The sequence below is a fragment of the Pseudomonas sp. PvP027 genome, from assembly GCF_017833005.1.
GTDB lineage: Bacteria > Pseudomonadota > Gammaproteobacteria > Pseudomonadales > Pseudomonadaceae > Aquipseudomonas > Aquipseudomonas congelans.
The window spans coordinates 816134-829479 of the sequence record NZ_JAFIBK010000001.1 but is presented as its reverse complement, the minus strand read 5'-3'; the positions used below and the strand labels follow the sequence as shown (position 1 = coordinate 829479).

Annotated in this window: 11 protein-coding genes; 4 read left to right on the top strand and 7 right to left on the bottom strand. The window is 60.5% G+C overall.

The window, feature by feature from the left end:
* Positions 1–367: 367 nt before the first annotated feature.
* Genes JOE33_RS03165 through JOE33_RS25975 form a run of 3 tightly spaced genes read left to right on the top strand, consistent with a single transcriptional unit; the run spans position 368 to position 4159 of the window.
* Positions 368–2494, top strand: a complete 2127-nt coding sequence (locus JOE33_RS03165) for a PAS domain S-box protein (protein ID WP_209924034.1) — start codon at positions 368–370, stop codon at positions 2492–2494.
* Positions 2491–3978 carry a chemotaxis protein CheW gene (locus JOE33_RS03160; protein WP_187625804.1) on the top strand — a complete coding sequence of 496 codons (1488 nt, stop codon included), beginning with the start codon at positions 2491–2493 and terminating at the stop codon, positions 3976–3978. The genes JOE33_RS03165 and JOE33_RS03160 overlap by 4 nt, the downstream gene beginning before the upstream one ends.
* 55 nt (positions 3979–4033) lie before the next feature.
* On the top strand, positions 4034–4159 hold the full coding sequence (locus JOE33_RS25975) for a hypothetical protein (protein WP_003315538.1): 126 nt from the start codon (positions 4034–4036) through the stop codon (positions 4157–4159).
* Positions 4160–4232: 73 nt separating this feature from the next.
* Here JOE33_RS25975 and JOE33_RS03155 read toward each other — a convergent pair whose 3' ends face one another.
* The 3 genes from JOE33_RS03155 to JOE33_RS03145 all read right to left on the bottom strand — a co-directional run bounded on the left by JOE33_RS03155 (position 4233) and on the right by JOE33_RS03145 (position 6176).
* Complete coding sequence (locus tag JOE33_RS03155; protein WP_032614646.1) at positions 4233–4718, bottom strand: GNAT family N-acetyltransferase; 486 nt, start codon at positions 4716–4718, stop codon at positions 4233–4235.
* 61 nt (positions 4719–4779) lie between these two features.
* On the bottom strand, positions 4780–5178 hold the full coding sequence (locus JOE33_RS03150; protein WP_032614647.1) for a hypothetical protein: 399 nt from the start codon (positions 5176–5178) through the stop codon (positions 4780–4782).
* A gap of 122 nt (positions 5179–5300) precedes the next feature.
* Positions 5301–6176 (bottom strand): MBL fold metallo-hydrolase, encoded by an 876-nt coding sequence (locus JOE33_RS03145; RefSeq protein ID WP_187625803.1) that lies wholly within the window; start codon positions 6174–6176, stop codon positions 5301–5303.
* 107 nt (positions 6177–6283) lie between these two features.
* Here JOE33_RS03145 and JOE33_RS03140 point away from each other — a divergent pair, with 107 nt between their 5' ends.
* On the top strand, positions 6284–7180 hold the full coding sequence (locus tag JOE33_RS03140) for a LysR family transcriptional regulator (protein WP_239986385.1): 897 nt from the start codon (positions 6284–6286) through the stop codon (positions 7178–7180).
* A gap of 224 nt (positions 7181–7404) precedes the next feature.
* On the opposite strand, the gene JOE33_RS03135 is transcribed toward JOE33_RS03140, so the two are convergent.
* The 4 genes from JOE33_RS03135 to JOE33_RS03120 form a co-directional block, all read right to left on the bottom strand.
* A complete protein-coding gene (locus JOE33_RS03135; protein ID WP_096125880.1) occupies positions 7405–9345 on the bottom strand; it encodes a methyl-accepting chemotaxis protein in 1941 nt (646 codons plus the stop codon).
* 214 nt (positions 9346–9559) lie between these two features.
* Positions 9560–10132 carry a sarcosine oxidase gene (locus tag JOE33_RS03130; RefSeq protein ID WP_187625801.1) on the bottom strand — a complete coding sequence of 191 codons (573 nt, stop codon included), beginning with the start codon at positions 10130–10132 and terminating at the stop codon, positions 9560–9562.
* 3 nt (positions 10133–10135) lie between these two features.
* Positions 10136–13042, bottom strand: coding sequence for a 2Fe-2S iron-sulfur cluster-binding protein (locus JOE33_RS03125; RefSeq protein WP_187625800.1), 2907 nt, complete (start codon positions 13040–13042; stop codon positions 10136–10138).
* Positions 13039–13344, bottom strand: coding sequence for a sarcosine oxidase subunit delta (locus JOE33_RS03120; protein WP_010436663.1), 306 nt, complete (start codon positions 13342–13344; stop codon positions 13039–13041). Before JOE33_RS03120 ends, JOE33_RS03125 begins: the two co-directional genes overlap by 4 nt.
* Positions 13345–13346: the final 2 nt, after the last annotated feature.

Genomic DNA, 13346 nt, shown 5'->3' with positions numbered 1-13346 from the left:
TCATCTGGTTCTACTACTGATGACCGCGAGTTGTTCAAAGCAATTAAAGGAATGGTGTACCAGGTGCTCTCGGCCGATCACCGGCTAGGCCAACGCGTGCCTGCGTGCATGGTGGCTAACCAGTGGCCCTAAAGCTGTTCTGTTTGATGCCGATGTTAATACTGTAGCTATTTGCCAAATGGGATCGGTCGTTCCATCCGTCGCTGATGAACTGACAGTTTGCGCTATGGACGGCATTGAGAAAGACGATTAACCGGCTTGATCGGCAGCCTTCATAGTCCACTCATCGGTGTGTCTGACAGGGCTCGCAGAGACCGGCGCTTCATAACAATACTTCCATAGATGCTTACTCGCAGAGTATTTCCACATGTCGACCACCATTGAAAGCACCCACAGGGCCGGGCTGGAACTTGATCTTCACTCGCTGATGACGGCCATTGACCGTTCCCAGGCGATGATCGAGTTCGATCTCGAAGGCAATATCCTGCGGGCCAACACCAATTTTCTGGATTGCGTCGGCTATCGGCTGGATGAGGTTCAGGGTCGACATCACCGTATGTTCTGCACGCCGGAACATGCGTCGAGCCTCGAATATGCAACGTTCTGGGAAAAGCTGGGCAAGGGCGCTTTCGACGAAGGGCAGTACAAGCGCCTGGGCAAGAACGGGCGCGAGATCTGGTTGCAGGCGACTTATAACCCGGTGTTCGACGAGCAGGGCAATCCGTTCAAGGTGGTGAAGTTCGCCACGGACGTCACTGCGCAACGCAAGTCCAATGCCGAGTACGAAGGCAAGGTCGCGGCCATTGATCGCTCGCAGGGCATCATCGAGTTCGACCTGAACGGTCGCGTGCTCAACGCCAACGAAAACTTTCTCAAGGTCCTGGGCTATCGTCTGGACGAGATTCAGGGTCAGCACCATCGCATGTTCTGCGAAGACGACTACCTGAACAGTCCGGCCTACCGTGCCTTTTGGGCCAAGCTGGAACGTGGCGAGTATGACTCCGGGGAATACAAGCGCATCGGCAAGAACGGTCGCGAGCTGTGGATCAGCGCCACTTACAACCCGATCTTTGACCCGGATGGTCGTCCTTACAAGGTCGTGAAGTTCGCCAACGATGTCACCGAGAGCCGCATTCGCCAGGCCGAGTCCGCAGGCAAGGTGACGGCCATCGAGCGCTCCCAGGCGGTGATCGAATTCGATCTGACCGGCAAGGTGCTGCACGCCAACCGCAATTTCCTGGCGGTATTCGGCTACGATCTCGACGAAATCGTCGGCGAACACCACCGCATGTTCTGCTCCGAGGAATTCGTCAGCAGCCTGCAGTATCGTGAGCTCTGGGAGAAGCTGGGGCGCGGCGAATACGACGCCAACGAATACAAGCGCAAGCGCAAGGACGGTAAGGAGATCTGGATTCAGGCGACTTACAACCCGATCTTCGATGCACAGGGCAAACCCTACAAGATCGTCAAGTTCGCGCTCGACGTGACTGGGGCCAAGGAAACCAGCGTCGAGGACCAGGGCAAGGTGAATGCCATCGACCGCGCCCAGGCCGTCATCGAATTCGACATGGCCGGCAACATCATCACCGCCAATGCCAACTTCCTCAAAGCGCTGGGTTACGGCCTGCTGGAAATCAAAGGCAAGCATCACCGTATCTTCTGTGAGGAAGAATACGTGCGCGGCACCGAGTACCGTGAATTCTGGCACGGGCTGGGGCAGGGCGAGTTCTACTCCGGGCGCTTCATGCGTGTCAGCAAGTACGGGCAGAAGATCTGGATTCAGGCGACGTACAGCCCGATTTTCGACCACGACGGCTTGCCGTTCAAAGTGGTGAAATTCGCCTCTGACATTACCCGTCAGGTCGAGATGGAACAGGCGATAGAGGCCAAGACCCGCGCCATGGGCGACTCGGTGAAAGCACTGATGAACGCCATTTCCTACGTCGCAAAAAGTACCGAGACGGCCACCGATCTGGCCAGAATGACGCGTGAGCAGGCCAGTGCCGGTTCGCAGACGCTGGTCAAGGCATCCGACGCGATGGGCATGATTGCCAAGTCCGCCGAGGGCATTCAGGACATCATTCAGGTGATCAGCGAGATCGCCAGCCAGACCAACATGCTGGCCTTCAACGCGGCTATCGAAGCGGCCCGGGCCGGTGAGCACGGCCTGGGATTCTCGGTGGTGGCCGACGAGGTGCGCAAGCTGGCCGAGAAGTCCTCGCGTGCGACCAAGGAAATCAACAAGCTGATTCTCGAAACGGTCAGCCGGATCGAGTCGGGCAACGAGATTTCGCGCAGTGCCGGCGAAGCCTTCGAACACATCGTGGAAGGCGTGATGCAGACCACCCAGGCGATCGACGGGATCAACACAGCGACCGAGAAACAACGCCTGTCGGCGCAGGAAGTGGAAGCACTGATCGTCGAGCTGCATAAAGCCAACCTGACCGGCTACACCGAAACTCTGGACAAGGTATCCATCGGACAGCCTGCATGAGCGGCCTGAATGCCTATGGCGTCGTGCAGATCAATGGTGTGTACCTGGCGGTGGTTGCCGATGCGTTGATGGAGGCCGTGCACTGGCCTGCTGATCTGCATCCTCATCCATTGACCCGGGGTGCGCTGCGTGGGGTGTTTACCTTGCGCGGCAAACCGGTGCCATTGGTCGACCTGCGGGCGCAACTGGCGGAGGGCGGCGATATGTCTTCGCCGACGCCGCTGGTGGCGATTCTCAAGTACGGCGGTGGTTACCTCGGGCTGGCGATCGACGCGGTGTGCGACATTCTCAAGGCCCGTGATTCTCAGTTCAGTCCGCTGGGACCATCTGGCAGCAGTGTCGGGCTGCTGCCCTCTCTGCTGCTCGGCGCTGAAGAGTCGCGGATGATCTACAAGCTCGACCTTGCCTTCATGAGTGGTTTGCCAGGCGTACTGTTCGCTGCCGATCCGAACGCGCAAGTGCTCAAGGACGAGGCGCTGGCCGCCAAGAGCCGCTTGCTGCACTACCTGGTGTTCGAGTGCGACGGCCGTAACTTCTGTATCGATGCCAGCGTTGTGACCGAGTTAGTGGACGATCCCGAGATCACGGCGTCGGATTTTGCCAGTGACTGCTGCTTTGGCGTCACCTCGGTGCGTGGCACCAAGGTGCCGGCGCTCAATCTGTCCGAGGTGCTTGGCCTTGACCATCAGCGTCAGACGTCCAAGCCGCAGTTACTGCTGTTGACTGCGCCGGACGGGCGGGTGTGCGGGTTTGGCTACGACCGCATGGTCGCCATTCAGCGTCAGGATCCGGACAGCCTGTTGGCGGCACCGGGTTACGGCCTGCCGCATCCAGAGTTGCTGGCCGGGGTAATGAACCTGGAGGAGGGGCAGCAGGCCTTACTGCTTGACCATCCGATGCTGTTGCAGCGTCCGGAAGTCAAAAGCTACACCCAGGTTTACCAGCATGACGTCAAACCTGCCCAGGCTTCGCATGATGTGACCAAGGCCATGCTGCGCCACGCCTGCCTGTTGTTCGATGCGCCGACCCGCTTCGTCGCACCGCTGAGTCAGATCGTGGAGATCATGAGCATGCCGCCGCAACTGATCGGCCTGTCGCAGCCGGAAACGCATTTGCTGGGGCAGTTCAATCTGCGCGGCGAACAGGTGCCGCTGATCTGTCTGAGCAGCCTGCTGGGCGAAGGGGCGCAGGTCCAGGTTGAAGCGTCGCGGGTATTGATCGTGCGTGGCGAGCGGCTGTGCTTTGGTTTTGCAGTGAACCGTGTCGATGCGATTGACGCGTTCAATCAGTTCGATCCGGCCATGCTGGAACAGGGCTGGCAAGCCAATACCGGCAAGGGCATTTCGGTCAATGACCGGGTCCGTTCGCTGGTCAGCGTAGGCACTCAGGAGCGCAGTTGGCGCGCGACCCTGCTCGATCTGCAGGGCCTGGCCAGGCAACTGGAATGCAACGTCAATCAGCGCCGCGCCGTGCAATCAGTCTGAACCGAATGCTCCGCGCGTGGCCTTATTTGAGTGTCCACCAGCGGAGTCAACGACCATGACTGACAAGAAAGACGAGAAAAAACCGGAACCGCAAAGCGATGTGCCTGCGCATTCGACGCCGGAGGAAAAGGAACGTCTGAAAGACTTCAACAAGGACGGCATCCCGCCTGGGGTTTGCTGACAGCTGTTGAATGCTTTTCCCGAAGCGCCCGGCCTTTTGCAGGCCGGGCGTTTTCGTATCAGGCCCTTGTGTTTCAGTCGCCGCCCTTGGCGAAGTCCAGCAACCCGGCACCCTCCATCCGGTAACGAACCCATTCACTTTGCGGCGCAGCGCCGATGGCTTCGTAGAACCGGATGGCTGGCTCGTTCCAGTCCAGAACGCTCCACTCCAGGCGGCCACAATCGTGGGCTACCGCTTCGCGAGCGATATGTCGAAGCAGTGTACGTCCAGCGCCGATGCTGCGTTTTTCCGGCGTGATATACAGGTCCTCCAGATACACACCATTGCGTCCCAGCCAGGTCGAGTAGCTGTAGAAATAGACGGCATAGCCGACGGGCTTGCCGTCATCCAGGCACATCAACGCCTTGGCAGGTGCGTTGTCGGCGAACAGGCTGCGTTGAATATCGTAGGTACTGGCCTTGACCTCGTGCCCGGCGCGTTCATAGATGGCAAGTTCGGTGATGAACGCCAGAATCTGACTGGCATCAGAGGCAATGGCTGGGCGGATTTCGAGGGACACGCAGGGCACTCCTTGGCTAATGGGCGCAGCATGATAGCCGCACTCGCCAGGCGCTCGATAGTCAGGCGTCGCGTAGCAGGTCGTTGGCGTTGAGCAACTGATAGGCGATCTGTGGACGTGCCTCCAGCGCGCGGCGGATGGCGGCAGGTATCGATTGACGCGTCTTGCGGCACAGCCCGGCCTTTTCCCCGACGACAATGTTGATGCCGCGCATGGTGCGCACTTCGTTGAAGCCCGGCGCGACGTCGACACGCACGCCCAGTTGCTGGGAAATCTTGCGCTGCATGTGCTCCAGATCTTCCAGGCTTTCGATACGCTCCAGGCGATCCAGCAGGGTTTTTTCCGCGTCGCGGGTCAGCAGCAGAATCCGCAGGTCTGCATCTTCCGCGTCCAGCAGCTCGCGCTTGCAGTCGCAAGCGCCGGGCGGGCAGGGGTTACGGATTTTCAGAGGGGCGTTCATGGGCGCAGCATAGCGACTGATATGGGCGTCTGACCATAGCTGAGTGCATGTGCGCAGCGCATGTAAAAGCCTGGCCCCTCCTTATGGTTCGCGTCGCTCCGCTGGGGCCTATAGGTGCCGGATCAATTCGGCCACTTCATCTCGCCCTTGATGACTTTTGCGCTCATCTCCAGCGAAGCCGGTTCGGCCAGTTGCGGCCAGGCTTTCTGCATGGCGTCGATCAGGGTGCCGGAATCCTTGGCTTTGGCGGCATGTTCTTCGAAGGACTTCAGGTAGTCGGCGGTGAACGTCACTGCCTGGGTGCCTGCCGGGACCTCGCCCAGGTAATGGCCCGGAATCACGGTGGCCGGTTTCAGCGCTTCGATGCTTTTGAGTGTCGCGAGCCAGTCCTGACGCGATTTCGGGCTTTGCGTGTCCGCGACCCAGACATGAATACCGCTGGAGACCACGACACCGCCAACCACGGCTTTAAGGGACGGAATCCATACGTAGCTGCGCTCGGGGGCCGGGCCGTTCAGGCCTTTGATCTGCAACGGCTGGCCTTCAAGCGTCAGGTGGTCGCCCTTGAGCACTTCCGGCACAACCAGGCTGGCTGGCGCATTGTCCTTGAGAATCGGGCCCCAGTAGGCGAGCTTGCCCTGCATCGAAGCCTTGATCGCTTTCACGGTAGGCGCGCTGGCGACGATCTTCGCTTCGGGGAACGCGGCTTTGATGACGTCCAGGCCGAAGTAGTAATCCGGGTCACTGTGGCTGATGTAGACCGTGGTGAGTTGTTTGCCGCTGGCCTTGATCTTCTGCACCAAGGCTTCGGCGTCGTTGCGCTGAAACTGCGCATCGATGAGCACCGCATCATGTTTGCCGGTGATCAGTTCGGATGACACCGGGAAGACGGCTTTTTCGGCCGGGTTGTATACCTCGATTGCCAAGGGGGCGGCGGCCTGGGCTGCGAGAGGGAGCAGAGCGGCGAAAGACAGGGCAAGTAGGGATGTGCGCAACATGGGTAGGACCTTTGTCTGGGCTGGGCTGAGGTCATTATCTTAGGTTGCCCGAAGTGAAACAAAAGCCTCAGTATTGGCAACTATTGATTGCTTATATCGGACGAATCGTGGATCGGATCATAGCTGCACGGGTATTCATCGCCATCAACGAAAGGGGTAGCCTCATCGCCGCAGCCGAGGCGCTGGACATGTCGCGGGCCATGGTCACGCGTTATCTGGCGCAGATGGAGAGCTGGGCCGGAGCGCGACTGCTGCACCGGACCACACGCAAGCTCGGCTTGACTGCACCCGGACAAGTGACATTGTTGCGTTGTCAGCAACTGATCGAGTTGGCCGACGCGGTGCCGCTGGCGGCCGATACGCACGTCGACGAGCCACGCGGCATGCTGCGCATCGCCTGTTCGCAGTCACTGGCCCTGGCCGTTCTGGCGCCAGCGGTGACGGCTTACCTGCAACGTTATCCCGGTACCTCGGCAGACCTGCTCATCGGCAACGAGGCCGTGGATCTGGTCAGCGAGCGAATCGATCTGGCGATCCGCATCACCAATCAGCTGGACCCTAATGTAGTTGCCCGTCCGCTGGGGCAGTGCGCTTCGCTGGTGTGTGCTTCTCCAGCCTATCTCGCTGTGCACGGCACACCGATCAGGCCACAGGAACTGCCTGCCCACAACTGCCTGACCTATTCGTACTTCGGCAAAAGCCTGTGGGAGTTCACCCATCAGCAACTGCCGCTCAGTGTGCCGGTCGGCGGCAACCTCAGTGCCAACGATTCAGTGGTGCTGCTGGAGGCCGCAGTGGCTGGAGCCGGCATCAGCCTGCAGCCGGTGCATTCGGCGGCGCCGCTGATTGCGAGCGGCAAGCTGATCGCCCTGATGCCGGAGTACCAGCCACGGGCTCTGGGGATACACGCCATCTACACCTCAAGGCACCATCAGTCGGCAACGCTGCGCACTTTTCTGACTTTTTTGACTGAGTGGTTTGAGAGGGAGGGCGCAGAGCCCTGAGACAAGATCACCTACTGCGGACAGGACGCAGAGCGTCCGGAACGGCATGCCCACGCGGAGCATGGGCACGATGAAGGGCATCCAGACACCTATCGTTCCCATGCTCCAGCGTGGGAATGCCCTGGGTAACGCTCCGCGCCACAGATCTGCACTGCGTACGCAGAGCATGGGCACGATAGGGGTGTGCGGATACCTAGCGTTTCTCACGCTCCGCGTATGCATTATCAGGTCTTGAACTTGCGCACCAGACCGTCCAGTTCGCTGGACAGGATCTCCAGACTTCTGGAATCCGCGCGGGCCGAGTCCGAGAGTTCGGCGATCAACTGCGCATCGCCATGGATCTGGCTGATGTGCCGGTTGATGTCTTCGGCCACCTGATGCTGTTCCTCGGCGGCGGTTGCGATCTGGGTGTTCATGTCGCGAATCACATCCACTGACTCGCGGATTTGCCCGAAGCTGCTGCGTGCCTGCCCGATCTTGGTCACCGATTGCTGCGAGACGTCGAGGCTGGCATGCATCTGCTGCGCCACCGACGCCGTGCGTTTGGCCAGGTTGCCCAGCAGGTTGTCGATTTCGGCGGTCGAGTCCGACGTACGCTTGGCCAGTGCGCGGACTTCGTCGGCTACGACGGCGAAGCCGCGACCCTGTTCGCCTGCACGTGCTGCCTCGATGGCGGCGTTGAGCGCCAGCAGGTTGGTCTGCTCGGCAATCGAGCGGATGGTGTTGAGAATCGACTGAATGCCTGCGCTGTCCTTTTCCAGTTGTGTCATGTCCTTGGCCGAGCGGGTGAGTTCCTCGCTGAGCTGGTCGACGCTGCGCACCGCATCGTCGATCTGACGCTGACCTTCACGCGCCTGTTGCTGACCGTTGTCGGCCGAGTCGGCGGCCTGGCTGCAGGAGCGGGCGACTTCATTGGAAGTGGCGACCATTTCATGAAACGCCGTGGAGACCATGTCCACTGCTTCGCGCTGCCGGCCAGCGGCTTCGGCCATGTCGTTGGAGACACGTGTCGAGCTGTGTGAGGCTTCGAGAATCTTCCCCGCGGCCTGGCCGATGTGCTGGATCAGGCTGCGAATCGCAGTCAGGAACTTGTTGAACCAGCCTGCCAGTTGCGCGGTTTCATCCTTGCCGCGCACGGCGAGGTTCTGGGTCAGGTCGCCTTCGCCACCGGCAATGCCTTCCAGCCCGCTGGAAACGCTGTGGATCGGGCGCACGATGACGCTGGCGAAACTGGCACCGACGATGGCGAAAACCAGCGCCAGCACGGCAGCGATGATGCCGATCAACCAGGTCAGGCGGGTGGCCGAAGCCATCACTTCGTCCTGTTTGATCAGGCCGATGAAGTTCCAGCCCAGCTGCTCGGATGAGTACACATTGGCCATGTAACGCTCGCCGTTGAGTGTGACCTCGACCAGACCACTGGCAGTTTTGGCCAGCTCGCTGAAGCCGTCGCCCAGCTCACCCAGTTTCTTGAAGTTATGCTCGGGCTGCTTGGGATCGACCAGCACGGTGCCGTTCTTTTCCATCAGCATCAGATAGCCGCTTTCGCCCAGTTTGATCTGCTTGACGATGTTGGTCAGTTGCTTGAGCGATACGTCGATATTGACCACGCCGCCAGGGTTGCCCAGCTTGTTGGGGATCGCCCGGATGGTGCTGACCAGCACAGCGTCGTCGTTGGCCCAGTAATAGGCATCGCTGCGCACGGTCTTGCCGGCATTGGCCATCGCCGTCTTGTACCACGGCCGCACACGCGGGTCGTAGTTGCTCATTTTCGGGTCTTCCGGCGTCATGATGTAGCTGCCGTTGATCAGACCATAAGAGACGTAGGAGTAGGCTGGGTGAGCCTTGGCGATACTGGCGAACAGCTCGGTCGCCTGCCTGTCATTCTCGGACTGCGCGGTAGGCGTCGCACCCATGTAGTTGCGGAAATCATCGCTCGCCCCGGCGATCAGCGGGTGCGCCGCGATGTAATTGACGTTCTGCGTAATACCGTCGAAAAACAGCTGCATGGCATTGTCGACCTGGCGAATTTCTCGCGCGCTGCTGTCCGCGAAATCACTGGTCGCCTTGTCACGCAGGTTTACGATCACGATGGCGGCGACGACTAGTATGGGCAAGCACGCAATGACTGCGAACGCCCACGTCAATTTCTGTTTGATATTCATTTGAGCTCCGGGATGTCCGTTACTGCCGCAAGTGTTGGGCGCTGCATGTATGCAGTCTGCGACCCGGGGCATTGAGCTGAGGGTCACTCTTATGGTCTACCAAGAGGTCAACGGCTTTTTGCCGGCATTCTTTAACTGGCTTGGCGGTAACAGACACTTGTTGTCGTTTATGAGCACGACACGACCTTTGCTCAGTAACGCAGTAACCCGGGGTTCATAAATAGCGCCCTCCAAACTCGGTCATGGCATCCAGCATCGCATCCTTGAAGTAAGCCAGTGAAGCCCGATCAAAGAGAATCTGGAAACAGGGTTCGGTCTGCACGCCGAGGTTGATGACGATCACATTGATGCGCGCCGCCGAGGTCTGCGCCACCGAGCCGGCTGCAAAAGCCTCCGGGCGCAGATCCACGCCACACAGCTTGGACATTACCCGGGAGATGCAAGCGCCACTCAGTTGCAGCCAGGCATGGCTGTCTTCGCGAGGCAGCAGGTAATTGGCGCTGTGGTCCAGCTCCCAGCGAGCTTCTTCATCGGCAATGCGCTGCCCGTTATCAAGCGGGCTGCCCAGCAGCAGGAATTCGGTCTGCGAAAGGCGTGCGACATGGCTGCCGTCCGCCTGCGTGACGGCGCTGTTCGGTGCGTCGGGCAGGTTGAAACCGCGTGCCGTCAGGTATTCAGCGCTTTGCGTACCACGAAATCCCACGCGTGGCCGATCGGTGAGGTCTTGCAGTGTGCACAAGGCGCGCGCGTTGGCGCCGACAGGGCGGTCCTGGATAAGGCTGGTCATGGGTCAGAGCTCCTGGCGCTGGTTTTCAGGGTCGAAGAAGGGCAGTTTCACGACGGTGGCCTGAACCACCACACCGTCTTCGACGCGGATCGGAATCTGCTGGCCGGGAGTGCTCTGGTCGAACGCGGCATAGGCCATGCCGATGATCATGCCCAGAGTCGAGGAGTACTCGCAGGACGTCACGTTGCCACTGATGTCCGGGCCCTTGAGCACCAGATGGCCCTCAAGTGGCAGCGGGCTGGCCTTGGGCAGGGTGAAGCCAACCAGTTTGCGCTTTTGCGGCTGAGCCTCGAGGATGTCCACCGAGCGGCGACCAACAAAGAAAGGCTTGCTCCGGCTGACGGCCCAACCCATATCGATCTCTGCCGGATGGGTCATGCCGTCGGTATCCTGGCTGATGATGACGTGACCTTTTTCCAGACGTAACAGACGTTGCGTCTCGACGCCGAACGGACGCATGTCGAATGCCTTGCCAGCCTCGACAAGCGCATCCCAGAGTCTGAGCGCGTGACGAGCGGGGACGTGGATCTCGTAGCCCAGTTCGCCGACGAAGCCGACCCGCAACAGCCGCGCCTTGATGCCGGCAACAGTGCCCAGGCGCACGCCAAGATAAGGGAAACCTGCGGCAGACAGATCAAGGTCGGTACAGACCTGCTCCAGCACCTTGCGCGAATCCGGACCCGCCAGGTTGACCGCAGCAATGGCCGCCGTGACGTTGGTGATGTCCACGTTCAGACGCCACTGGGCATTCCACTTGAGCATCTGCTGATAAATGCGATCCACACCGCTGGTGGTGGCGGTGACATAGAAATGCTGTTCGGCAAAGCGCGCGCAAACGCCGTCGTCGATGACCACGCCTTGCTCGTTGGTCATCAGCGCATAACGCGAACGCCCGACCGGCTGTTTGAGAAAGGCGAAGGTGTACAGGCGGTTGAGCAGCTCGGCGGCGTCGGGGCCGCGCACGTCCAGGCCACCGAGTGTCGACACGTCGATGATGCCGACCTTGTTACGCACGTGCAGCGCTTCCTGCTGCATGCAGGCATCGCGTTGCGAGGGTTTGCCATAGAACGCCGGACGCTGCCAGATCCCGGCCGGCATCATCTTCGCACCTGCCTGCAGATGACGCTGGTGCATGGGCGTCTGCCGATACGGATCGAAGGCACGGCCTGCAACGTGTGCCAGCTTCTCTGCCTCGAAGGGCGGACGGGCCGTGGTCACGCCGGTTTCACTGATACTGCGCTGGGTCGACGCGGCCACCAGTCGTGCAGTCGGCAGTGCCGAGTGACGGCCTTGTGACGGCCCCATGCCCACCGTGGAATAGCGTTTTACCAACTGGATGTCGCGATAGCCGATGCGCGTGGCATTTACGATATCGCGTACCTGAAGGTCTTCGTCGAAATCGACAAAATCCTTGCCGTCGGGATGCGGGAAAATCGGCCAGGCGAAATTGACCTGCGCTTCACTGCGCAGGGGGGCAGGGGCGTCAGCCGATTCCAGACCCAGTGCCGATACCACGCTGGCGGCGGCATGGGCCGCATCGGCCAGCACGTTGTCCAGCGCGTGGTAACCGTTGACCGAGCCCGCGATGCCCAGGTTCTGCGGCAGGCCACTGATGGCGAATTCGGCCTGCTGATCGTCATAGGCCAGCTTGCCGCCTGCCTGACACAACAACTGGTAGACCGGCATGTAGCCGCCGGACATGCACAACAGATCGCAGTCGACACGCGAGCCGCTTTTCGACACCTGACCCTGGCCGGTGATCTTGCGCAGTTCGGCGCCGCTCACATGGCGCATGCCTTTCTCATGCAGCGCTTCATAAACCGTCGTATTCACGTGGCAGACGATCCCGCGCTTCTCCAGCGCAAGCCGCAGCGTCCGGTCCGACGGGCCGCTGCGCATGTCGGCAACTGCGACCACGTCGACGCCTTGATCGTGCAAATCCAGTGCGGCGAGGTAACCGTCATCATTGCCGGTCAGCACCACCGCGCGTTTGCCGGGCTTGACGGCGTATAACTTGATCAGACGCTGTACGGCGCTGGTCAGCATGACGCCGGGGAGGTCGTTGTTGCGGAAAATCACCGGCTGATCGAGCGAGCCGCTGCACACCAGACAGTGCGTGGCGCGCACCTTGTACAAACGCTTGCCCTGAATCACCGGCAGGTAGTTGTCGGTGAACCAGGCATTGCAGGTCGCTTGCTTGAGCACCTCGATATTGTCATGCGCTTCTACCGCAGCGACCAGTTCACGCCGCAGCTGTTCGGCACGCAGGCCGTCGACATCGAAGCGTGCATAGGCCAGCGAGCCGCCGAGGATGGGCTGCTGTTCAATCAGCAACACCTTGGCGCCGGCTTTTGCGGCGCTCAGTGCCGCCTGCATGCCGGCAGGTCCCGCGCCGATCACCGCCAGATCCGTGAACAAGTAGGCCTTGTCGTAGTACTCGGGCTGGAACGTCAGGTCCAGCACGCCAAGGCCGGCCTTCTTGCGAATGATCGGTTCCCAGACTTTCCACATGCCCTTGGGCTTGTAGAACGAGCGGTAATAGAAACCCACCGGCATGAACTTCGAGAACTTGCCCAGGTACGCGTCCCGGTCATTGTCCAGCGAGCCGCTGAAGTTCTGCCCGGAGGCCTGCAAGCCGTCCTGCAGGGCAACGGTGTCGGCCATTACGTTGGGCTCGTGAGGCAACTGGATCAGGCTGTTGGCGTCCTGTCCGGCCATGGTCAGCGGGCCGCGCGGACGGTGGTACTTGAACGACCGCGAAAGCAGGAAGCGACCGTTGGCCAGCAGGGCACTGGCGATGCTGTCGCCCTGCAGGCCCTGATAGGTTTTGCCATCGAAGCTGAACGTGAGCGGCTGAGTGCGATCGATCAGCAGGCCCATGGGCGCGGGCAGGCGGGCTGGGGTGGTCATCCTGCGATCTCCTTGGAGGCGAGAGTGGCGAAGTCGATACGTGCGGTAAATAGTTCTCGTGGGTCGAAAGTGCGGATGATCTCGTCGCTGCCGGTGTGGCGCTCGGCCAGGAACCAGTAGCTGGAGGGGGTGTGCATCCACCACTCGCGTACCACGCCCAGCGTGTCCTCACTGTTGAACACGTAATCGGCCCACTCGCTGTCGCTGCAGGTTTGCGGGTCGGGCATGTGTTTGAATTCCCCGCCGTAGGTGAATTCGCTGATGTTGCGCGGCCCGTTGAGCGGGCAGGTCATGATTTTCATGT